This is a genomic window from Natrinema halophilum, assembly GCF_013402815.2.
Taxonomy (GTDB): domain Archaea; phylum Halobacteriota; class Halobacteria; order Halobacteriales; family Natrialbaceae; genus Natrinema; species Natrinema halophilum.
This window is the reverse complement of record NZ_CP058601.1, coordinates 2,005,027-2,024,145: the sequence shown is the minus strand read 5'-3', so window position 1 is coordinate 2,024,145 and position 19,119 is coordinate 2,005,027. Positions and strand designations below refer to the sequence as shown.

26 protein-coding genes are annotated in these 19,119 nt (G+C 61.0%); 13 read left to right on the top strand and 13 right to left on the bottom strand.

The features are described from left to right. The first annotated feature begins 81 nt into the window (after positions 1 to 81). Positions 82 to 1,125: a pentapeptide repeat-containing protein gene (locus HYG82_RS30670; RefSeq protein WP_179260856.1), complete on the top strand. Its 1,044-nt coding sequence runs from the start codon at positions 82 to 84 to the stop codon at positions 1,123 to 1,125. Between the two features lie 58 nt (positions 1,126 to 1,183). Here the strand turns inward: HYG82_RS30670 and HYG82_RS30665 are convergent, their stop codons facing one another. Beyond that, positions 1,184 to 1,831 carry a dolichyl-phosphate hexose transferase gene (locus HYG82_RS30665; protein ID WP_235217897.1) on the bottom strand — a complete coding sequence of 216 codons (648 nt, stop codon included), beginning with the start codon at positions 1,829 to 1,831 and terminating at the stop codon, positions 1,184 to 1,186. Positions 1,832 to 2,704: 873 nt separating this feature from the next. Here HYG82_RS30665 and HYG82_RS30660 point away from each other — a divergent pair. Both HYG82_RS30660 and HYG82_RS30655 read left to right on the top strand, forming a co-directional pair. Beyond that, positions 2,705 to 2,899: a hypothetical protein gene (locus tag HYG82_RS30660; protein WP_179260854.1), complete on the top strand. Its 195-nt coding sequence runs from the start codon at positions 2,705 to 2,707 to the stop codon at positions 2,897 to 2,899. Next, positions 2,896 to 4,524 carry a sodium:solute symporter family transporter gene (locus tag HYG82_RS30655; protein WP_179260853.1) on the top strand — a complete coding sequence of 543 codons (1,629 nt, stop codon included), beginning with the start codon at positions 2,896 to 2,898 and terminating at the stop codon, positions 4,522 to 4,524. The genes HYG82_RS30660 and HYG82_RS30655 overlap by 4 nt, the downstream gene beginning before the upstream one ends. A 165-nt stretch (positions 4,525 to 4,689) precedes the next feature. Here HYG82_RS30655 and HYG82_RS30650 read toward each other — a convergent pair whose 3' ends face one another. Together HYG82_RS30650 and HYG82_RS30645 are read right to left on the bottom strand one after the other, a co-directional pair. Continuing rightward, the gene (locus HYG82_RS30650; protein WP_179260852.1) at positions 4,690 to 6,327 is read right to left on the bottom strand and encodes a GMC family oxidoreductase; all 1,638 of its coding nucleotides are present in this window, start codon (positions 6,325 to 6,327) and stop codon (positions 4,690 to 4,692) included. Continuing rightward, entirely contained in the window at positions 6,324 to 6,845 is a 522-nt protein-coding gene (locus tag HYG82_RS30645) for a gluconate 2-dehydrogenase subunit 3 family protein (RefSeq protein ID WP_179260851.1), read from the bottom strand. Before HYG82_RS30645 ends, HYG82_RS30650 begins: the two co-directional genes overlap by 4 nt. A gap of 195 nt (positions 6,846 to 7,040) precedes the next feature. Here HYG82_RS30645 and HYG82_RS30640 point away from each other — a divergent pair, with 195 nt between their 5' ends. Next, positions 7,041 to 8,234, top strand: a complete 1,194-nt coding sequence (locus HYG82_RS30640; RefSeq protein ID WP_179260850.1) for an FIST signal transduction protein — start codon at positions 7,041 to 7,043, stop codon at positions 8,232 to 8,234. Continuing rightward, positions 8,231 to 9,466, top strand: coding sequence for a two-component system sensor histidine kinase NtrB (locus HYG82_RS30635; protein WP_179260849.1), 1,236 nt, complete (start codon positions 8,231 to 8,233; stop codon positions 9,464 to 9,466). Before HYG82_RS30640 ends, HYG82_RS30635 begins: the two co-directional genes overlap by 4 nt. Positions 9,467 to 9,549: 83 nt before the next feature. On the opposite strand, the gene HYG82_RS30630 is transcribed toward HYG82_RS30635, so the two are convergent. Continuing rightward, the gene (locus tag HYG82_RS30630) at positions 9,550 to 10,332 is read right to left on the bottom strand and encodes an SOS response-associated peptidase (protein WP_179260848.1); all 783 of its coding nucleotides are present in this window, start codon (positions 10,330 to 10,332) and stop codon (positions 9,550 to 9,552) included. A gap of 581 nt (positions 10,333 to 10,913) precedes the next feature. Between HYG82_RS30630 and HYG82_RS30625 the strand changes: the two genes are divergently transcribed. Beyond that, positions 10,914 to 12,164, top strand: coding sequence for a tyrosine-type recombinase/integrase (locus HYG82_RS30625; RefSeq protein WP_179260847.1), 1,251 nt, complete (start codon positions 10,914 to 10,916; stop codon positions 12,162 to 12,164). Between the two features lie 8 nt (positions 12,165 to 12,172). Here HYG82_RS30625 and HYG82_RS30620 read toward each other — a convergent pair whose 3' ends face one another. Together HYG82_RS30620 and HYG82_RS30615 are read right to left on the bottom strand one after the other, a co-directional pair. Next, positions 12,173 to 12,373 carry a hypothetical protein gene (locus tag HYG82_RS30620; RefSeq protein WP_179260846.1) on the bottom strand — a complete coding sequence of 67 codons (201 nt, stop codon included), beginning with the start codon at positions 12,371 to 12,373 and terminating at the stop codon, positions 12,173 to 12,175. Position 12,374: 1 nt separating this feature from the next. Next, positions 12,375 to 12,617 carry a hypothetical protein gene (locus HYG82_RS30615; protein WP_179260845.1) on the bottom strand — a complete coding sequence of 81 codons (243 nt, stop codon included), beginning with the start codon at positions 12,615 to 12,617 and terminating at the stop codon, positions 12,375 to 12,377. 399 nt (positions 12,618 to 13,016) lie between these two features. Here HYG82_RS30615 and HYG82_RS30610 point away from each other — a divergent pair, with 399 nt between their 5' ends. Next, positions 13,017 to 13,637, top strand: a complete 621-nt coding sequence (locus tag HYG82_RS30610; protein WP_179260844.1) for a DUF8102 family protein — start codon at positions 13,017 to 13,019, stop codon at positions 13,635 to 13,637. Between the two features lie 76 nt (positions 13,638 to 13,713). Here HYG82_RS30610 and HYG82_RS30605 read toward each other — a convergent pair whose 3' ends face one another. Genes HYG82_RS30605 through HYG82_RS30595 form a run of 3 tightly spaced genes read right to left on the bottom strand, consistent with a single transcriptional unit; the run spans position 13,714 to position 14,337 of the window. Beyond that, the gene (locus HYG82_RS30605) at positions 13,714 to 13,863 is read right to left on the bottom strand and encodes a DUF7563 family protein (protein ID WP_179260843.1); all 150 of its coding nucleotides are present in this window, start codon (positions 13,861 to 13,863) and stop codon (positions 13,714 to 13,716) included. Positions 13,864 to 13,867: 4 nt separating this feature from the next. Next, positions 13,868 to 14,071: a hypothetical protein gene (locus tag HYG82_RS30600; protein ID WP_179260842.1), complete on the bottom strand. Its 204-nt coding sequence runs from the start codon at positions 14,069 to 14,071 to the stop codon at positions 13,868 to 13,870. Positions 14,072 to 14,076: 5 nt separating this feature from the next. Continuing rightward, a complete protein-coding gene (locus HYG82_RS30595) occupies positions 14,077 to 14,337 on the bottom strand; it encodes an ArsR family transcriptional regulator (protein ID WP_235217874.1) in 261 nt (86 codons plus the stop codon). Between the two features lie 177 nt (positions 14,338 to 14,514). Here HYG82_RS30595 and HYG82_RS30590 point away from each other — a divergent pair, with 177 nt between their 5' ends. The 6 genes from HYG82_RS30590 to HYG82_RS30565 are packed head-to-tail and all read left to right on the top strand — an operon-like array spanning position 14,515 to position 17,052. After that, positions 14,515 to 15,093: a DUF8118 domain-containing protein gene (locus tag HYG82_RS30590; RefSeq protein ID WP_179260841.1), complete on the top strand. Its 579-nt coding sequence runs from the start codon at positions 14,515 to 14,517 to the stop codon at positions 15,091 to 15,093. Next, on the top strand, positions 15,090 to 15,350 hold the full coding sequence (locus HYG82_RS30585) for a DUF7389 domain-containing protein (RefSeq protein ID WP_179260840.1): 261 nt from the start codon (positions 15,090 to 15,092) through the stop codon (positions 15,348 to 15,350). The genes HYG82_RS30590 and HYG82_RS30585 overlap by 4 nt, the downstream gene beginning before the upstream one ends. Continuing rightward, the gene (locus HYG82_RS30580; protein ID WP_179260839.1) at positions 15,347 to 15,856 is read left to right on the top strand and encodes a hypothetical protein; all 510 of its coding nucleotides are present in this window, start codon (positions 15,347 to 15,349) and stop codon (positions 15,854 to 15,856) included. The genes HYG82_RS30585 and HYG82_RS30580 overlap by 4 nt, the downstream gene beginning before the upstream one ends. After that, positions 15,853 to 16,158, top strand: coding sequence for a hypothetical protein (locus HYG82_RS30575; protein ID WP_179260838.1), 306 nt, complete (start codon positions 15,853 to 15,855; stop codon positions 16,156 to 16,158). Before HYG82_RS30580 ends, HYG82_RS30575 begins: the two co-directional genes overlap by 4 nt. Then, positions 16,155 to 16,817, top strand: coding sequence for a zinc ribbon domain-containing protein (locus tag HYG82_RS30570; protein WP_179260837.1), 663 nt, complete (start codon positions 16,155 to 16,157; stop codon positions 16,815 to 16,817). Before HYG82_RS30575 ends, HYG82_RS30570 begins: the two co-directional genes overlap by 4 nt. Further along, positions 16,810 to 17,052 (top strand): hypothetical protein, encoded by a 243-nt coding sequence (locus HYG82_RS30565; protein WP_179260836.1) that lies wholly within the window; start codon positions 16,810 to 16,812, stop codon positions 17,050 to 17,052. The genes HYG82_RS30570 and HYG82_RS30565 overlap by 8 nt, the downstream gene beginning before the upstream one ends. A gap of 70 nt (positions 17,053 to 17,122) precedes the next feature. Here the strand turns inward: HYG82_RS30565 and HYG82_RS30560 are convergent, their stop codons facing one another. The 4 genes from HYG82_RS30560 to HYG82_RS30545 are packed head-to-tail and all read right to left on the bottom strand — an operon-like array spanning position 17,123 to position 19,052. After that, positions 17,123 to 17,371 carry a type II toxin-antitoxin system HicA family toxin gene (locus tag HYG82_RS30560; RefSeq protein ID WP_179260835.1) on the bottom strand — a complete coding sequence of 83 codons (249 nt, stop codon included), beginning with the start codon at positions 17,369 to 17,371 and terminating at the stop codon, positions 17,123 to 17,125. 9 nt (positions 17,372 to 17,380) lie between these two features. Beyond that, positions 17,381 to 17,680, bottom strand: a complete 300-nt coding sequence (locus tag HYG82_RS30555) for a type II toxin-antitoxin system HicB family antitoxin (protein ID WP_179260834.1) — start codon at positions 17,678 to 17,680, stop codon at positions 17,381 to 17,383. Between the two features lie 45 nt (positions 17,681 to 17,725). Continuing rightward, positions 17,726 to 17,989 carry a hypothetical protein gene (locus tag HYG82_RS30550; protein ID WP_179260833.1) on the bottom strand — a complete coding sequence of 88 codons (264 nt, stop codon included), beginning with the start codon at positions 17,987 to 17,989 and terminating at the stop codon, positions 17,726 to 17,728. A 31-nt stretch (positions 17,990 to 18,020) separates the two neighbouring features. Further along, positions 18,021 to 19,052: a hypothetical protein gene (locus HYG82_RS30545; protein WP_235217873.1), complete on the bottom strand. Its 1,032-nt coding sequence runs from the start codon at positions 19,050 to 19,052 to the stop codon at positions 18,021 to 18,023. Positions 19,053 to 19,119: the final 67 nt, after the last annotated feature.

Here is a 19,119-nt window from a genome sequence, read left to right as displayed (position 1 = left end):
CTCACGAGTAACCGTTTTGGGAGGTGACGGGAGACGTATTTCAGGCAATAGCGTTAGAGGTCGCCCGCTCCCAGCATACCTATGACCATCGAGCGCTGCGGCCACGTGACGAACAGCAGCGGGGTCGACGAAGCCGGTGCGGTCTGTTGCTGGCGACCGACGTGGGAACGCGATGACCGTTGTCTCTGGCACACCGAGACTGTCGTTCCAACGACGGTTTACGAGCAGAACCCACCGGTACCGGGAGCGCGTCTCGACGGGGCGAATTTCAAGGGGGCACGGTTGAATGCGACGTCGTTTCTCGAAGGACGATCGCTCGTCGAGGCCGACTTCTCCAACGCGGTCCTCGACGACGCCGATCTCTCCGAGGCGGATCTTCGCCGAGCAACGTTTCGGGACGTCGACGCCCACGGGGCGTCGTTTCGCGACGCCAACCTACACGACACCGTGTTCGTCTTTGCCGACCTTCGAAGCGCGGATTTTCGAGGTTCGCGGCTCTATCGCGCCGGCTTGACTGATGTGCGGATCAACCTCGAGACGACGTTCGGCGAGCGCCCGGTCTACGAAACGGAGATCGATCGGGAGGCGTCGGTCGACGGCGCTGCAGAGCGTGTCGAATCCACGCAGTGGGTGTATCGAGAACTACAGCGACTCTACAGGGAGAACGCGTTTCCGGAGCAGGCCAACACGTTTTACCTGCGGGAGATGGACTTTCGCCGCCGCGACGCCTGGCGGACCGGGGACTACCGTCGAGCGATTCGGCTGGCCGGGTCGCGATGGATCATGCGCTACGGGACGAGTCCGTGGCGCGTCGTCGCCGCCTCGTTACTGCTGATTCTCGTCTGTGCGACGCTGTACCCACTGACTGGCGGCATACAGGAGGTGGGGACCGAGACCGCCGTCACGTACGAGATAGAAGACCCCACCGAGACACCGAGTCGCGTCCTCGGGCAAGCATACCTCAAGAGCCTCTACTTCAGCGTGATCACCTTCGCGACGCTTGGATACGGCGATATACAACCGGTTGCTGGGATGGCTCGCGCTATCGCTGCTGCTGAAACCCTACTCGGATCGCTCCTGATGGCGCTTCTGGTCTTCGTTCTGACACAGAGCGTTCAACACTGATAGAAAGCGTTCGGTATTGGCTGGAGGACCGGTGACATGCCGCCTCAGCGCGTTCGGGCTACCCGAATCGCTCCTCGAGACAGACCGTGACGATCGATTTCGCGATCGCTGCGCCGCCCTCGATCGGGTCGAGTTTGGTCTCGCCGGCGCGTTCGCGGTATTCGATCGGGTGTTCGCGAACGTCGTAGCCTCGCATCAGCGGACGGATCAGGAGCTCCGCGGAGAGACCGGTGTTTTCCGTCCACCTGATCGATTCGACGACCTCGCGGCGGTAGGCGCGCATCCCGGTCGTCGTGTCGTGAACGCGGGTCCCCATCAGTACGCTCGCGAGCGCTGCAAAGGCGTGGTTTCCGAGGCGGTTGAACGCCGGCATCGCGTCGGCACCGTGGTAGAGCCGGTCGCCGCTGACGACGTCGTACCCCTCGTTGATCGATTCGAGAAACTCGGGGAGTTGTTCCATCGGATAGGTGTCGTCGCAGTCGGTGGTGACGACGATCGGCCTGTCAGGCTCGAGTATCGCCGCGCGAACGGCGACGCCGTACCCCTGCGGTCGTTGTTCGACGACCGTCGCGCCGTGTTCGCGAGCGATTTCGGGGGATCGATCCGAGGACCCGTCGACGCAGACGACCTCGGCCTGTCCGTCGGTGACGTCCTCGATGTCCGAGAGTACGTTGCCGATCGCTTCTTCCTCGTTGTAGGTTCCCATGACGACGCTGACGTCTTCGAAGGTGTACTCCGCGTTCTGGACACCTTGCTCGCCGTGCTCGTCGGTGCCGCCAGTCGCCTCGGCTTGTTCCCCACTGCTCATTGGTGGCTCTCGCCGCCGGTCGCACTTATGCGTTTAGGTTTGCCTAAAATAATGCTCGTGGAATATCACTAGTGCTTTCGAGGCATCCCTCGGCGGTGAGTCAAAGGGCGGTTTCGGGGTCGCGTTCGAGCAGTCTCGTTACGGTGGTCGACCTGTAAAGCCCGGTCAGGGCGGCCAAAGCGGGTGGTTGCCGAATTCGAACGCGAGATCTCGGTAGATTCTGCCGGGTTGATTTTCGGTATCGAGACCGACTCCCGTTTTCGATCTCGAGACCTTGGTACGGTGGCTCGCGCGAGTGGTCTGTTTTGGCCCACTCGCGTGTTCGATGGGGATGTTCTTCCGGACGAAAAGCGCGTCGAACGCGCTCCCTCACCATCCTACTCGCTCGTGAGTCCTCGTTCGGTGAGTGTGAACTTCTTCGCTCCCGTCTGGTGATGAGTGTCGGATTTCGGTTGTGTAATCGACACGTCTCTTCGCTACCGACGGTAATACCGCAATCCGGTGGTCACGTCCAGCGAAACTGCAGCGCCAATCCTTATAATGTCATGTGCCGGATTACCATGCGGTACTATCGTAACTTATGATGCCTAAAAACAATCAAACTTGCAGCGGAACATCGCTCGAAATGGAACAAAAGGCAAGAATGGGTTCGATATCGGTAGTAGATGGAATGGGCCGACCGATAGACGAGGTGCGTCAGGAGCGTCTCCCGGTCGTCTCTCGACAACAGTTACAGCCAGCAAAACCCCGAAGTCCCGGAGGTGAACCGCTGTGAACGGAATCCTGTACCTTCTCGGACTCCCGACTCCCGTAATCGAACTGGTTCTCGGGGGTGTCCTCCTGTTTCTCGTGACGGCGATTTACTTCGGTCTGAACTTCACTGGTCTCGACGAAGTGGACATCGATCAGGGCCGCGGCGGGCAAGGCAGAAACGCGACATCCCGAGTGGAGGAGTCCGACGGATGACCGTGGCGATCGTTCCCCTGCAGACGTGGGGCGGAGAACTGCCCGTGCAGTACAGCAGCAACCTCGCTATCGTCTTCATGGTGATCTTCTCGCTGGTGATGATCGGTATCGGCATCCTCGCCGGTCGGTATCAGTCGAGCGAAGAGGACTACTACGTCGCCGGTCGAAGCGCGGGCATCCTCGTCATCGCCCTCTCCGTGTTCGCCTCGATACAGAGCGGTTGGGGGATCGTCGGCTTCCCCGGTTCGGCCTACCAGACGGGGTTCGAATTCATCTTCATCATGGGGACGTCCGTTATTCTGGGCTTCGTGGTCGCGTACTGGTTGTTGGCCCGAAAGATGCGCCTGCTCGGCGAGGTTCGCAACGCAATCACCGCCCCGGACGCGATGTACTACCGCTTCGAGGACGAGCGGGTGCGTCTACTCGGTGCGGCGGCGGTCTTTCTGGGGTCGATGGGGTACCTCGCCTCACAGTATGCGGCACTCGGCATCATCGGCGCACTGGTGTTGCCGGTCGGCTTCTACGAGGCGCTTATCGTCGGCCTCATCGTTCTCGGCTTTTACACCGTCATCGGCGGTATCCTCGCGGCCATCTGGTCCGACGCCATCCAGGGTGGCATGATGATAATCGGCGCGTTCCTGACCGTCTTCTACGTCTTCACGAATTTCGAGGGCGGTTTCGACGGAATGGTGACGACCCTCCAGTCCCAGTCCCCCGAAATGTTTCAGTTCACGCTACTCGGCGGTGACGGACTGGCGTCGGTCGGGTTCCTGCTCTCGGCCATCATCATCGGCCTCACGTTGCCAGGCCAACCACACGCCATCACGAAGTTCTACATGTCCAAACGCGTCTCCATCCTCAAGTGGGGTGCCCTGATCTCCGGTCTCGGCTACCTGATGACCTCACTGTACTGGTGGGTCGGCCCGCTGATGCGTGCCGCAGTCTCGCGCGGGCAGTTCGGCGGTGAACTCCCGGCGACCGACGTCGCCCTGCCGATGGCGCTCATCGAGTACGCCCCGCCGGTGGTCACGGCGTTCGTGCTGACGAGTATCGTCGCGGCCATCATGTCGACGAGCAACGCCTTCCTCAACATCGGCGCGGCGGCCATCGTCCACGATTTCCTGATCCAGTACATGAACACCGATCTCTCCGACAGCCAGCAGGTGCTCTGGAGTCGCGTCGTGACGGGCGGGCTGCTCGTCGGCGCGGGCGTTATCGCCGCGACTTTCCCGGGGCTCATCTTCGTCCTCGGGGCCGCCGGCTGGGCGATCTTCGCCTCGGTCATCTTCCCGGGCGTTGCCCTGGCGTACAACTGGCGGGGCGCGACCACCGAGGGCATTCTCTGGGGCGGCGCCGTCGGTCTCGGTACGACGGTGGCGTTCGCCTACGGCGCGCAGTACGTCGGCCTCACCCTCCCCGTGGGACTGCTGGGCGGCCAGGTGGCGACGGTGCTCGGTATCCTCGTGTTCATCGGTGTCTCGCTCGTGACGGACACTTGCTCCTACAACGACGTCCCCGACGATATCCAGACTGTGTTAGACGTCTCGCGGGTTTCCGGCCAGACCAGTGATGGACGAGCTCTCGGAGCCGACGGCGGCTCACGACAGGCGGACCAGGAACGATAATGGATATACACTTCCGATAACGCCGATGCTCGATCGCGCGGTAGACCTGACACCCGATCGTCCGGCTGTGACAAAGCAGGCTGCTACCCGTGTCGTTTTGCCGACGGAACCTCGCTCACGCAACTGTACGGATGTTCACTGCGGTCATCAAAGAGATCGCAATCGTTACAGTGTCTCCGCTATGTGATCGGCGGCCTTCAGCGCCAGCGCCGCGATGGTCAGCGTCGGGTTCATCGCGCCGCCGGTTGGGAAGACGCTGCTCGAGGCGATCCAGCAGTTTTCGAGGTCGTGGGTCCGGAGGGTGGGATCAACGACGCTTTCGGTCGGATCGGTTCCCATTCGAGTCGTTCCCATGTGGTGAAACGTGGGAAACGTGTTTTCCGGGCCGATCTGTCCGGTGATCTCTGCGCCGAGCTCGGCGAGGATCTCCCGTTGGATCTCGTTCGCCCGCTCAATCGTCCGGAGGGCCCGGTCGCCCACGGTCCAGTGAATGTCGGGGACGGGATTGCCGCGGCCGTCGGTGCGGTCGGGGTCGAGACCGACGTAGCTGTCCTCGCGAGGGAGTTGCTCGACCAGCGCGCCGACCCCGATGTGGTTGCCGTAGTCGCGTCGAAGCCGCTCGAGCAGTTCGTCGCCCCAGTCGTCGCCGGAAAGCGCCATCCTGACCGGAGACGGACCGGCGAAGTTGAAGAACTCGAGTTTGAACGGCGCGTACTCGTCGTCGGCGTCGTCGTAGAACTGGTGGGACTCGCTGGTGAGAAAGCCGACGTGGTTCTGCCGAGTGGGCTCGTCTAAGACGCCGTTTACGCCCGCGAAGAGGTGGTCCATGAAGTACTTTCCGACGCGTCCGCTCGAGTTCGCCAGGCCGTCGGGGTAGTGACTCGACTCGGAGAGCAAGAGCAGACGCGGCGTCTCGACGCCGCCGCAGGCGATCACGAAGGCGTCGGCCTCCTGTCGATGGCGCTCGTCGTCGGGCGTGGCGTAAACGGCCGCCGTGATCGAATCGGCGTCGTGTTCGAGGCGCTGGACCGGTGCGCGGTCGATCACCGTCGCTCCCGCCCCTTCGGCGCGCTCGACGTGGACGGTCGCGTCGTACTTCGCGCCGGACGGACAGACCGGCCGGCAGGTACCGTACCCGGCGCAGGCCCCGCGACCGTCGTACGATTCCGAATTGCGTGCGTTCGGAACGGAGTGCATCGCGATCTCGAGTTCGTCGCAGGCCTCGGCGAACAGCCCGTCGCTGTAGGAGGGCGGGAACGCCGGCATCGGATGAGGGTTCTCTCGTGGCGCCGCGAAGGGGTTGTCGTCGGCACCGGCCACACCCAACTCGCGCTCCGCGGCGGCGTAGTACGGGCGCAACTCGTCGTAGTCGATCGGCCAATCGGTGCCGACCGTGCGGACGCTTCGGGAGTTGAAATCGGCCTCGTGGAGCCGCATCACCATCCCTTGCCAGTGGAGCGTCGATCCGCCCACGCCCTTGACGCGGGCCTGATTTAGCGGGTAGGACCGTCCGCCAGACGACGAGTACGCGTCCCGCTCGGCATCGCCGTCCCAGACGTCCTGCGGTCCATAGAACGGGCGGATCGCCCGCTCCTGTCTGGCGAGCCTATCTGCGCGATCGAATCGCGGCCCGGCCTCGAGGAGTACGACCGTCTGGCCGGCCTCGACGAGGCGATCAGCGACGATTCCGCCTGCGGGCCCCGCACCGATTACGCAGACGTCGGCGTCGTCGACCGGCGACCGATCGGCCGATGCACCCGTGGCGAGCGTCGCCGATTCGGCTGGCGGCCGACTTCCGCTCACACGTTCGGCCCTCGCTGATAGGTCTCGAGTCCGCCCGCGAATCCCTGCGGGTTCTCGATTCCGACGAGCTGGCCGCCCGTCGGCGAAGCGTACAGCGCGAGCAGGAGATCGTTGACGACGTAGTATCGAACTCGCTCCGACGCAGTTCCCGATGGGTCTTCGTCTGCGGTGTCTGCGCTCACGTTCCGAAGAACCTGCTCGCGGTCCGCGACCGACAGGGCTGCGAACCGGTTCTGGTACCATACCTCCGCGTTGGTGTCCAGTTCCGTGATCGCTTCCTCCATCCCTTTCGCGTGCGTCGGATCCTCGAGTCGGCGTTCGAGGAATGTCTCGACGAACGCTGCCGTCCCCGAAACCTCGTCCGGGTAGACGACCGCCGCAGCCGCTACCTGTCCCTCGATGACCCGGTCGACGTCGACCGCCGAGTCGGCACCGGGCGGGGCGACACAGCCGGATAACGACCCGCTGACCCCGAGTGCCGACAGCGCGGCGACCGCGTCTCGTCTGGTCAGTTCCATCGCGAAGTATTAGGCAAACCTAAAACTTATACTCGTTGGAACGAGTTTCGCTGCCACTGACGGCGGCGGTGACAGACGGCCGTCGGTCGTGAGGAGTGGTTGCCGAACGGAGGAAGGCACGCTCGGTTCTTCCCGAGACGGTACCGGAAGTAAAACAATTTATTACCGTTCGCATTTTCTTTTCCTCGAGACGTCATGGAAACGGTCGTATCAACGGGTCACGCGACCGACAGTGAGAGCGCTCGAGCGGGAAGGCACGCAGCGGATAGCGCACTCGCCGAACTGCCGACGGACCGAGTCGACTTCTGTCATCTGTTCTGTTCGCCGGAATATGCGTACGAAAAAGTCATCGATGGGGTGCGTTCGTCGATCGGTTCCGGAGCCGAATTACTCGGTTGTTCTGCGGCCGGCGAGTTCACCGGGAACATCGTGGCCACGGAGAGCGTGGTCGTCGCCCTCGTTGCCAGCGATTCGCTTCGCTTCTTTACGGGCCTCGGAACGGGACTTCGGACCAGCGTTTCGAACACAGTGCGAGAGGCAGTCGGGGATCTTCCGACGGAAGTAGGCGGATACCCGTACCTCTCGGCAATCAGTCTCCACGACGGGCTCAGCGGCGTCGGCGAGCAACTCGCGTTAGTCGCTCAACAGAAACTCGGCCCCCGGGTGAGCGTCGTCGGCGGCGCTGCATCGGACAGATACGAGCAGGAAGCCACCCACGTTTTCACAAATGATACCGTCACCGACGACGCCGTCGCAATCGCGCTCGTCGCCTCACAGGACCGCCTCCCGATCGCCGTCGGCCACGGTCACGAACCGATCTCCGAACCGATGACAGTGACGGCAGCCGATGGCTGCGTCGTCTCCGAACTCGACGGTCGGCCGGCCTACGAGGTCTGGGAAGCCGCTGTCAGAGAGCACGTCCAGGCGGAATTCGGCGTCGAGATCGACGAGGTCCCACCGACCGGTCCGCAGATGCTTCGGATTATGGGTGCCTTCGAATTCGGCGTCGATCAGGGCGGGACGTACAAGATCCGATGGCCGAGAGTCGAGGCCGACGACGGAACGCTTCGCTTCGCCGTCGAGATCCCGGAGGGGACGGTACTGCGTGTGATGTACGGCAGGCCCGACGCACAGATCGAGTCTGCCCGCGAAACGGTCCGCGAAGCGATGGCCAAGACGGATGATTCGATCGCCGGAGCGTTCGTTTACGACTGCGCCTGTCGCGAAATCATCCTCGAGGATCGGTTTCAGGATGGCGTCTCCGCGATGAGCGAGGAACTCGGTGCGCCACTTTGCGGGTACGAAACCTACGGGGAGATGTGTCTCCAGATGGGACAACTCAGCGGCTTTCACAACACCTCGAGCGTCGTCATGCTTCTCCCGAAATGAACACTGATCACGAGCGGTTGGTCTCGAAGTTCAGCCAGACGGTCGGCGTGGAGAGAGCCGAAGCGCTCGTCGAAGAGGCTGCAGAGACGATCGGTCTCGAAGGGGAAGATCAGTACACTCCCTACGAACTCGAGGATCTCTGTTCCGTGATTGCGGACCGTTACGAGGGGTATATAGCGCTCGTCGCCCAGGAAATTCGCGTCCACCAGCAGGCCCAACAGCGATTCGAGGCGTTGCTCGAGCGAATTTCGGATCCAGTCGTCGTCGTCGAATTCGAAGACAACGAACCGATCGTCACGTGGCTCAACCCGGCGTTTCAGGAGACCTTCGGGTACGGTTCGGCCGCCGTCGGAACGTCACTTTCAGCCCTCATCGTTCCGGGTGATGACAGTGCGAACGGTATCGATCACTGGTTAGTCTCGTCCGACAACGGGCAGGAGCTTCGACGGAAGACGGCTGACGGTGACGTTCGAACGTTTATATTCCGTCCCGTTACGGTTACCAGAGAAGGCGGCCGAGTCGAAGGATACGGCATTTACGTGGATATCACCGAGCGAAAACGACGAGAATGCATGCTCGAGAATCAGACCGAACAACTCGAGCAGTTCGCAAGCGTCGTCAGTCACGACCTTCGAAATCCCCTGAACGTCGCACAGGGCCATCTCGTACTCGCTCGAGAGCACACCGAGTCGTCGCGCGTCCTCGATCATCTCGAGGCCGTCGAGGAGTCACACGACCGTATGAGCGCGCTCATAGATAGCCTTCTGACACTTGCTCGTGACGGCCAGCGCGTCGACGACCCCGATTCCGTTTCCCTCGAGCACGTCGTTACCGCCGCCTGGGCGCACGTCGACACCGGCGATGCGACACTCCGGACCGAGTCGCTCGAGGACGTTTGTATCGCTGCCGACGAAAGTCGTCTCATCCAACTGCTCGAAAATCTCGTGCGAAATTCGGTCGAACACGGATCGTCGTCACCCACTGTCCGAATCGGCCTGCTTCGCAAGGAGACCGATCCAGTCGGCTTCTACGTCGAAGACGACGGGCCGGGTGTTCCGGCCGACGATCGAGATCGGATCTTCACACACGGCTTTTCGACACAAGATTCCGGGACCGGTTTCGGATTGACCATCGTCGAAACCATCGCGGACGCACACGGCTGGGCCGTCTCGCTTGCCGACATCGACGACGGTGCCCGATTCGATGTTACCGCTGTCGAGTTTCAGCCTTGACATCCTCCCCGCGAACCGACGCCGGACCGCCACCGATCGGGTACCGACGTCGTCCTGTCACCGAGTGCGTCACGACGCCGGACTTACGATGGCTCGAGTATCGATGGATCGTCGGTCGACGGATTATTCACCGCCATCGACACCGGAGCGGTGCACATCCCGTCGGCCGGATACGGCTCGAATAGCTCCTGGGGATCGGCAGCCGATAGCCAGCGCTCCTCGTCGCCGGGGTCGACGATGACCGCCATCCGGTTGTGCAAATCCGATACGAGGTCGTTCGGTTCCGTCGTGAGTATCGTGTACGTCTCGAGCGGTTCGGCCTCTATTTCGTCGTCGATGCCCCCGCCGAAGGCGTCGAGTCCAGTCTGCGTCGTCTCCGGTTCCCATCGCTCCCAGAGGCCGGCCATGGCGAAAACGCGGTCGTCCTCGAAGGTGACTCGGTAGGGCCGTTTTCCGTCTTCCGTTTCTACCCACTCGTAAAACCCGTCTGCTGGAACGAGACACCGACCCGCCGACGACGTGTCCGGCCCCTCGCTGGGATCGCGAGAACCGCTGGGCCGTTCGTATGCTCCGCGGAAACTCGGTTTCTCGTCGACGGATTCCGCTCGAGCGTTGATCAGCCCGCCCGTGTCGTCGTCCGCCCACGACGGCACCAGCCCCCACTCGAGGCGGCGGATCATTGTCGGGTCCTCGTCGGTGATGACCGGCAGCTCCTGTCCGGGCGCCATGTTGTATCGGGGTGTAAACTCAGATCCGGACTCCGACCCTGTTACATGTCCCGATCCGGAGTCACCGCCCCGAAACTGCGCGTCGAATCGCGCCTCGAGGTCGTCCTGCTCGACGGTTAGTGTGTAGCGACCGCACATACTCGCACTAAGCAACCGCGAAACCAAAGGCTGCCCGCTCGCTGTGGGAGAGACGGGACGCGGACCGATCCGGGAACGACCTCCCGATCGGCTTCCTTTCGATGCCCAGTATGGGCATCTTACTCCGTCGGTCCCGGTGGGTACGCGCCCCGTTACGATAACCGATCCCGAGAGAGTCCCCATCGGGGTCATCATGAACGATCGATACGAAATGGTGGTGTGTCAGAGCGGCAATCTTCGACTCAGAGATCCGGATGACCCCGACTGCTGGATTGCGACCGATTCCCCCGTGGAACTCGAGCAATAAGTCCGGCACCGCCTTTGCGTACCCCTCCCTTTCGTCTTCGATAGCCCAATCCAAAACGACGATAGCTGCCGGCCTACCGACGGGATGAACCCACCGGAGCGGGTACCGACAGATCGGCGACGGCCAGCGTCACGTCGGTCGCTACGCCTCACGGAATCGCGTCCTCTCGTCGAGTTTTCGTCGCTCGCGGATTGCTCGCGACGGAAAACGCCAGGACAGGGAAATGAACGGAAGGTTTAACTCCAATTAATATAAAAAAGGGTACCGTCACCACATGCCCGACAAGCAACTCGCGCTCGACCGTCTCGTCGAACAGATCGAAGACGGCGAGCGTGACGTCTCCGACGCCGATCGTGAGCTGCTCCTCGACTTCAGCAAGGCCCTGGCCCTCGTCCCGTCGCGGATCGGTGTCGCTCGCCACGAGAAGCTGCTCCGTCACTGCACAATCCTCGCCGAACGAAGTGACGGCCTGGCGGACGTCCTCGACGATCGCGAAGCCGCCGAGCACGTTGTCCGTGTCATCCACCAGGAATACGACAACGTCGAAAGCAACAAGGACAATCGCAACGCCCTCCGTGCCTTCGGTCGTTTCCTCACTCCCGGCGACGACGTCCCAGAGAGTCTCGAGTGGATCCCGACCGGCACGTCGTCGAACTACAACCCGATCCCGGATCCGGGCGACATGCTCGAGTGGGACGAAGACGTCCGCCCGATGATTGACGCGACGATGAACGCCCGCGACGCCGCCCTGATTGCAGTCGCATGGGACGGCGGCCCGCGCTCGGGCGAGCTTCTCGGGCTCACTGTCGGCGACGTCACCGACCACAAACACGGTCTCCAGATCACCGTCGACGGAAAGAAGGGACAGCGCTCGATCACGCTCATCACGTCGGTTCCGTACCTCAACCGCTGGCTGACCGACCACCCTCGGAGTGACGACCCCAACGCGCTGCTGTGGTGCAAACTTCAGAACGGCGAAGAGATGTCGTACCAGATGGCGGCGAAGATCCCTAAAAAAGCAGCCGAACGTGCAGGCATCACTAAGCCCGTCACCTTCACGAACTTCCGCAAGTCCTCGGCGAGCCACCTTGCGAGTCAGGGCGTGAACCAGGCCGTCCTCGAGGATCACCACGGATGGACCCGCGGGAGCAAAGCGGCTTCTCGATACATCTCGGTCTTCGCTGAAGCGAGTGATCGCGAGCTCGCCCGTGCTCACGGACTCGACGTCGAAGTCGACGAACCCGAACCCACGGCTGCTGTTGTGTGTGACCGGTGTGAAAAGGAAACCCCGCGACACGAACCGTTCTGCATGTGGTGCCACCAAGCCCTCGAGCATGGTGCCGTCGACGAGATCGAACGGGAGCAGGACGAGCAACGGCGACAACTCCTCGGACTCGCGAAGGAACATCCCGAACTCCTCGCCAGCCTGGAGGACCTCGAGCCGCTCGTCGAAGCGCTCGGTGGTGATCCGGACGTCATTGAAACTGCACGGCAGTTCGTCGACGCGGTCGACGCTGACAGCTGAGGCGGTGATCATGCCGCACCCTCCATCTCGATAACCCGGTCGATCTCGCGGCGGACCTTCTCCAGGTCGGGCTCTCCGCCAAATTCAACTATCGCAGCGAGTGCCAGCGATCGGACGAAATCGTCGTTGCCGTGCTTGATGATCTTCACCAACGTCTCTCGATTCTTCCGAACGTACTCGTCAGGATTCGTATCTGTGGCTAAACTCATATCAGCTCGTCACCCTCCGTGCGTGTTTCTCGCGGTACTGCATCGGTCGATCCTCGCGAGTCGCGGCGGCGAGTCGGTCGGCAAACTCAAGTAATCGGTCGAACTCCTCATCCGGTTCCATTGAGTCACTGGCCGACTCAACGCCTTGGTGGAGGTATTCTTCAGCATATCCGGCGCTCGCATCCGTATCCGGGTCGGTTAGTTCAGCCGCTGTTCTGTCTGATTGATTGTTCTCAGTGATCATGTCGTGGGCTCGCGGTGCCCCGACGACAGAAATAAGACCCATCCGCCCGAAAGGACAGATAGACAACACCGTCGTCGGGACTATCGGGGTTGTCGTTGCGGTACTCGTCAGTAGTCTTTGCAGGGCTCGCCGGCCGTGGGCGCGGTCGGGTCATCTCCCTGTTGGATCCACTGTTCATGAGTGTCTACGCCGTGTTTTCGTATTGATCGGCCAACTCTGCCAACCACTCGTCCCACGTGAGACTCTCAAAGGGCTTTAGATCCTCCAGCCGAGAGGCTGTCGTTTTGCTTACCCACAGTGTCGTGTGGGATCGATCGGCTTCAGCTGACATTCTGTTTTGACAATGGAGGCCCATAGGTTTAACTGCTTTGGTGCCATTGGTGTCTATTGTTGCCCAATATGGTTAATCGACCACGCGGAATACTGACTGACAGTGATCGGGAATACCTCGAAATGGGCGAGGTTAGACGCAACAGCATATATAGTCCACCGGCCAGAACCAAGCGACGTAACGCGATTCGGGAGCGTGCACGGAACGGTTTACTCGACCTCAAAGTTCTCGTTGAATACTTGGATGAGAACGAACTGGAAGAGATATTTAAAAGGGACGAGGATTCGGATGGTGAAGAGGCGCCCCCGGCCTGGCCACTTGCAGCGATGTTGTATCTGTGGGCACAGAAACGGCCGATGTTCACCAATGAGACCGACGTCAGAGAATTCCTGTCCTCGCCAGACAAGGAGTATTCGTCTGAAGAACACTTGGCTCGAGTGACCAAATCGTTCAATAACCAGGTAGAAAAGGGAGTGAGTACCGCGATTGAATTTCGGGGCGATGACCGCGTCCCGGAAGAAGTGACAAACGAGCTGGTGGTGTCTCTCGGCGACTCCACAGGCGATATGACCGACGAGGAACTCGCGACCCTCCCCCGTCGTATGCTCGATCTACTTTTTCGACGGGGTGACCTGAATAACGAGGAGTATGCAAAGATCATGCAGTTGAAACTCGAGTCCGAAAGCTGAGAATAGCCTCGCGCGCGTGAAGTTTCATCCACCTCGCTCCCGTCCTTCGGTTTGCATGAGACTTGACGGCCCATTTTCACATTGAACCCGCTTCGCTTCGACCGGCGTCGCGGGCCACGCGATTGCTCGAGCAGTTGATGCACGCCTTCAGTTCACCGTCGCGGGCCGAGAAGACGCGATGGTAGTCAGACGTGACGTGGGCACCACAGCCCGCGCATTCAGGCATGATGTCACCCTCCACCGACAGCTTCGATTGATATCCCCACCTGGACGCCGGAGAACTCGAGCGACGTCGCACACCCCGGGCAGTCGATCGCCACTCGGACGGCGTCGCCGTCGACGGCCGCCGGCACCCGACCGAGGTTGCCCTCGAGATCCTCGTCGCACTCCGGGCAACGGAGGACATTATGCTTGCGGTTAGTTGAAAGAGCCACGGCGATCATCCCCCACCATCAATCATCCAGAGATAGGCGTTTCCGACCTTACGAGCGGTCACCTCTCCACGTTCCTTGAGCTCGTGGAGCTTTGCGTTCGCTGTACGATACTTACATCCAACTTCGTCGGCAACCTCTTGAGTCCCGGCTGAACCTCCAAGGTTCTTGAGCGCTTCTGTGAATTCTTCGAGCGGGAAGGTTTCCGTGTACCGCCCCGAGTCATCGTCGCGATCGGCCATTATTTGGACCTTTGCATCCATCTGCATTAGTGATTTGGTGGCTATCTGTAATAAGTCCTTTGCAGAACCTTGCAAAGGACAACCTTTAAGCCTTTGCAGGTAGTTGCATAGGATAGAAAGCAGACGTCCTCGGGCGTGATCTTCTGAAGGATTGCGCCGGGTGTCATCAGCACCCGACGTCGGCTTTCGTTAGACCAGAAAGCCATGACGAACTACGACAAAGCAGCGGAAGAATGTATCGACACGCTCGACGAGCGCGACGTCCGCGCTCTCGAGGAGTATCTGACTGTCACGCCCGAGATCGGCCGGGCTCGCGGCGCCGATGACCTGACCCTTGTCACCTCACAGAGCGGCAAGGAGTACCTCGTGGACGTCCGCGAGGGCGTGTGTGAGTGCCCCGACTCGGAGTACCGCCACCCCGACGGTGGGTGCAAACACGTCCGCCGTGCGCGGATCGCGATGGGACACGAGACGGTCGACGCGAGGACCCTCGCCGAGTTGGACGTCGACCCCCGCCTGGGCGAACACGCCAACGGCCCGCGCGTCGCGACGTCCGACGGTGGCGTGACCGGGGCGATCGCCGGCGACGATGCCGAGATCCTCGAGAGCGACGACGTCGATCCGTGGGACGGCCCTCACGTCGAATACGACAAGTACGGCGAACCGACCGGTGCGCGATACTACCAGTGCCGAGACTGCAGCCGCGAGGTTCACGAGGACATCGACCGCGACCTCGTCACCCACCGTGACGGATGCCGGTTTGCCGAGGTGAGCGACCGATGACCGACGACGTCGACGCGGACCAGCTCGTTGAGCGGACCGATACCGGTGTCTCGATCACGTCGAAACTGACGCGTGGAACCGGCACGCGAGACCAGGACGTCCACACCATCAAGGCGAAGGGCCACACCCTCGTCGACGCGGTCTCGAAGCACAAGCGGGCGATGAAATACCTCGAGGCGGAAGTAGTCGACCGAGCTCGAGAGTTGCAGCCCGGAGAGGCCGATGGTGACGAAAGCGAAGAGGGAGGGGACCAATGACGGCGTGGCGAAGCCCACTCGGTGGTCCTCGAGTCCGACCTCGCGATCGCGGCCGGCGTACTGACCGCGTTGAGGAGTGGCCTGAGGAGCGGATTCAGGCCGAGTTCGAGGAGATCGAACGTGCCAAGGCCGTCACGGCCCCGGAAACTGAGGGCCGGGTTGCGGCCGACGAGACTCACGAGACGGACGAGGATAGGCCACCACGAACTTCCGCCGGTGGGAACGGGGGGAATCTGATGAGTGATTCCGAGACCCTCGAGCGAGCCGCTGACAGGCTGTGCGACGTCACGCTTGCGATGGGAGACGTCGACCTGAACGCACTGTTCGACGACGACGTCCGCGAATTCCTCAGCTGTAAGAAGACGATCGAGGAGATGACGCTCCGGTACCGCCACGAGCAACACGCCACCGAGCGAAACGCTGACACCACCGCCGGCGACGACGGGGCCACGGGTCGCCCAGCTGTGGACACCGCGGATACTACTGGAGGTGGGCGTTCGCGATGACCGAAGACCCGGACATCGTGATCGCCCCACGTCCCGACCTGTACCGTGGCGGGCTCGATTTCTACCGGGAGATGCTCGAGGGAGCATTCCCACCTGGAGTAATTCTCGACCACCACGGCTTCCATCTCGAAAGCCACCATCACGAGAGCGGCCCCCGAGTGTGGTCGATCTACAGCCCCGAGGGTGCCTTTGTCGAGACGCTGAACCTTGAGACCTTCCGGACACTGAGCGAACTCGAGAGCTTCCTCAACGAGCTCGTGGCCTACGGTCCAGCCGACCGAGAGGAGTGGGTGAGCCGATGAGTACCGACTCCTCTACGCCGGTCTCTGTCCGACCGGTGGGAACCGCGACCGGCGCCGATCGACGCGTCGGGGTTGACCTCGGCGTTCGTCAGCTGTTCGCTGCATCGCCGATCACCGCCGACCCGACTGTTAGGAACGCCTACATCGCCGACGGGGGGATAGTACGTGCCCTCTACGATGAGCTTGGTGCGACGACCCGCCGGCTGCAGGCACTTCCCGGCGATACAACAGCCGCCGAAGTTCACGCGTTCGTGGCGTATCGAGATCGCCTCGCCGTCCGTGTTGCCGATGCTACGGAGCAGCTGCTCGCTTACCTCGAGGCCACCGACGCCGGGACCGTCGTCCTCGAGGAAATCACCTACCCCCTCCGACCGCTGTCAGAGTGCCGGCGGGGTGAAACTGACCTGGGGTCGTGGCTACTTCCGGTGTTACAGCATGCATTCGCGGATGCAGCGGTCGCCGAAGACTACGATGTGGAATACATCAACCCGAAGTACACCACACAGCAGTGCCACGTGTGCGATCAACTGGGGGATGTGGATAGCGCCGGGCTCGAGTGCACGACCGAGTCGTGTCCCGTCGACGTTGTCGACCGCGACCGAAGTGCTGCTGTCTCGATCGCGAAACGCAGACCTGATGCCAGGGGGAAAGATGACTGAAGAAAGCCCGGACTGGGAAGCGGCTGCACGCCGATCTGTCCCCCGAGAAACGCTCGAGCTAAGCGACGCGGTCTGCGAGGACTGCTACGAAATCGCAGACCGCCTCAGGGAGGGGAAGGCCCTTCGAACAGGAGACGTTGAACGCCTGTCAATCACTCTCAGTGAGTTCGACTGGTACGTTGAAAACGTCCTGGAGCCGATCGCCGTCGACGAACAGGACGAGACCGAGGAATAGTACAGCCATCGGCCGACTCCCCTTCGCCCTTTTTCACTGCCGACGGAAGTTTTCGACTCCGGTCGGCGTGTTACCGATTTCGATCGACCCACTCACACCAGGCGTGAAAGTCATTCGCACCGGATTGTTCGGCGATATTCCGCAACGTGCCCTGTTTGATCCGGTCGTGCATCGGCACCGAGACCACTCGGACATCGTCGGAGTTGGTCGGGTGTACGTACCGGAGTTTTACGTGACTCCCTTCGCGATCGACGACACGGAACCGGTTTTTGGTGAGGGCTTTCACGACATCGAGTCCGGAAAAATCGGTTGTCGGCATCTGTCGCGGTTACTGCATGAACTCTGGAAGCCCGTCAGCGGCTTCTCGATTCGCCTTCACTTCTTCGGGGTCGAGTCCGATCTCCTCCAGCACCTCTTTCTCCTCTTCCCACGTCTCTATCGGCTCGCCGATTTCGCCGTTATAGAGCGCGACCGCCTCGTCGAGCATGTCGAGCGCCTCGGTCCGCGTCTTGCCCTGGCTCGCGACGCCGGTCTCTTCGTCTTTCGCCACCCACCATTCGTCCTCTTTGGTGAGCGTGATCCGCGTTACCCCGTGCGGAGAGTCGTTCGAACCGGTGTCTGTGCTCATTGGGCGTGTGTATGGGTGGTAGGTGGTTAAGCGTTCGGTCGGTACCTATTCACTGTCCTCGAGACTCTTCGGCTCGTCAATTGGATTGTCTGGGCCGTCCTGTTTGTTATTGGTTGCCCTCATCTTTGTTGCACCATGAAACATCACTACGAGAACCCCTGCTCCAAAGAGCAGAATCCAGAGATCTCCCAAGGATTCCATTACGAAACTTGCCACCCCAAATAGCATAACCCCAACTACCGTGATTAATAGAAAGTACCCGACCGTGTTTTCTGACACATTTCGCCTATCGCCAGCACCCTTTTTCATAAGAGCAGATTGATTACCATTGGTATAAATATCACCGGCCGTTGAAGGCTCGCTCAAGGCTATCGACGTCGTCCTTCACATTCTCGAGTTCGTCTTCTAGTTCATCGAATGCGTCGTTCACCATCTTCTCAATTTCAGTCAATGTCTTCTGACGGAATTGTCGTAGTTCGTCAACAACAATTTCGGTCTCGAAACTATTCTCCAATGTTATTTGGGGGTCGGTAGTGACGGACACAGTCGACGCGGACGTTCCAGAAGCAGTATCCGTGTCAAACGTAGACGGGTCGATTCCAGTTTCTGAGAGAGGGATAGAACCAGTATCAGTCGGTGTTGTTTTGTAGTGGTTCGGATCCAGCCTATCGGCTTCCATTTCAGCGGCTGAATCGTAACTGGTGGTTGACTCAATTGCACCGATAGCGAAGCCTGCTCCGTGTCCAGCTGCAGGGACAGCGGACCCGAGTTGACTTGCACGACCGAACGGATCCCCAAACTCATCATCAGCAGTTTCTGAGAAGGAATTGCCGGTTGTAGATACCGACGAACCCTCAGTAACACCGGCCGGTGCCGGACCATTTACTGACACAGTAATCTCGATCGGGTCGATATCCTCCACCTCGAGGGGCTCGACATCTTCGACTGGATAGGGTTCTGTTGGCTCTTCAACCGGGACCGTTCCACTAACCTCGTGTTCTGCCCCGATATTTATTTCAGGAGATATTTCCGGAGACACATCGAACCGAGGGTTGAACTCCGGTTTTAGAGTCGGGGAGAAGTCGACTTCGGGGTTTACTTCGACTGAGTCGGGGCCGAGATCGCCAAGCCCGCTGAGGACGTCACCCAGTCCTTCTCCGACGCCCTGTGCAAAGTCCCCCGTCCCTTCAAGAGTCCCGCCAAGCCCTTCGCCGACGCCCTCTGCGAAGTCTCCTGTTCCCCCGAGCGCTTCTCCAAGACCTTTCCCGATGCCGACAGCTCCGATCCCGGCACCGGCACCGATCCCAAGCGCTGCCAGCCCGGTTCCAAGGCCACCTCCTCCAGCGGTCCCACCGAGCAGACCGCCGACCATACCACCGCCGAGCAGATCGCCGAGAATCCCTCCACCTTCGCCTCCACCAATTCCATCCTCGATCGAC

Bases quoted from the DNA above. Each gene is read 5' to 3' on its own strand.
- HYG82_RS30670 (WP_179260856.1), top strand. From the start codon at position 82: ATGACCATCGAGCGCTGCGGCCACGTGACGAACAGCAGCGGGGTCGAC.
- HYG82_RS30590 (WP_179260841.1), top strand. From the start codon at position 14,515: ATGACGAACTACGACAAAGCAGCGGAAGAATGTATCGACACGCTCGAC.
- HYG82_RS30580 (WP_179260839.1), top strand. From the start codon at position 15,347: ATGACGGCGTGGCGAAGCCCACTCGGTGGTCCTCGAGTCCGACCTCGC.
- HYG82_RS30550 (WP_179260833.1), bottom strand. From the start codon at position 17,989: ATGAAAAAGGGTGCTGGCGATAGGCGAAATGTGTCAGAAAACACGGTC.
- HYG82_RS30575 (WP_179260838.1), top strand. From the start codon at position 15,853: ATGACCGAAGACCCGGACATCGTGATCGCCCCACGTCCCGACCTGTAC.
- HYG82_RS30545 (WP_235217873.1), bottom strand. From the start codon at position 19,052: ATGGTCGGCGGTCTGCTCGGTGGGACCGCTGGAGGAGGTGGCCTTGGA.
- HYG82_RS30640 (WP_179260850.1), top strand. From the start codon at position 7,041: ATGGAAACGGTCGTATCAACGGGTCACGCGACCGACAGTGAGAGCGCT.
- HYG82_RS30625 (WP_179260847.1), top strand. From the start codon at position 10,914: ATGCCCGACAAGCAACTCGCGCTCGACCGTCTCGTCGAACAGATCGAA.
- HYG82_RS30595 (WP_235217874.1), bottom strand. From the start codon at position 14,337: ATGCAGATGGATGCAAAGGTCCAAATAATGGCCGATCGCGACGATGAC.
- HYG82_RS30655 (WP_179260853.1), top strand. From the start codon at position 2,896: ATGACCGTGGCGATCGTTCCCCTGCAGACGTGGGGCGGAGAACTGCCC.
- HYG82_RS30620 (WP_179260846.1), bottom strand. From the start codon at position 12,373: ATGAGTTTAGCCACAGATACGAATCCTGACGAGTACGTTCGGAAGAAT.
- HYG82_RS30560 (WP_179260835.1), bottom strand. From the start codon at position 17,371: ATGCCGACAACCGATTTTTCCGGACTCGATGTCGTGAAAGCCCTCACC.
- HYG82_RS30645 (WP_179260851.1), bottom strand. From the start codon at position 6,845: ATGGAACTGACCAGACGAGACGCGGTCGCCGCGCTGTCGGCACTCGGG.
- HYG82_RS30610 (WP_179260844.1), top strand. From the start codon at position 13,017: ATGGTTAATCGACCACGCGGAATACTGACTGACAGTGATCGGGAATAC.
- HYG82_RS30635 (WP_179260849.1), top strand. From the start codon at position 8,231: ATGAACACTGATCACGAGCGGTTGGTCTCGAAGTTCAGCCAGACGGTC.
- HYG82_RS30555 (WP_179260834.1), bottom strand. From the start codon at position 17,680: ATGAGCACAGACACCGGTTCGAACGACTCTCCGCACGGGGTAACGCGG.
- HYG82_RS30615 (WP_179260845.1), bottom strand. From the start codon at position 12,617: ATGATCACTGAGAACAATCAATCAGACAGAACAGCGGCTGAACTAACC.
- HYG82_RS30665 (WP_235217897.1), bottom strand. From the start codon at position 1,831: ATGGGAACCTACAACGAGGAAGAAGCGATCGGCAACGTACTCTCGGAC.
- HYG82_RS30605 (WP_179260843.1), bottom strand. From the start codon at position 13,863: ATGCCTGAATGCGCGGGCTGTGGTGCCCACGTCACGTCTGACTACCAT.
- HYG82_RS30585 (WP_179260840.1), top strand. From the start codon at position 15,090: ATGACCGACGACGTCGACGCGGACCAGCTCGTTGAGCGGACCGATACC.
- HYG82_RS30630 (WP_179260848.1), bottom strand. From the start codon at position 10,332: ATGTGCGGTCGCTACACACTAACCGTCGAGCAGGACGACCTCGAGGCG.
- HYG82_RS30570 (WP_179260837.1), top strand. From the start codon at position 16,155: ATGAGTACCGACTCCTCTACGCCGGTCTCTGTCCGACCGGTGGGAACC.
- HYG82_RS30565 (WP_179260836.1), top strand. From the start codon at position 16,810: ATGACTGAAGAAAGCCCGGACTGGGAAGCGGCTGCACGCCGATCTGTC.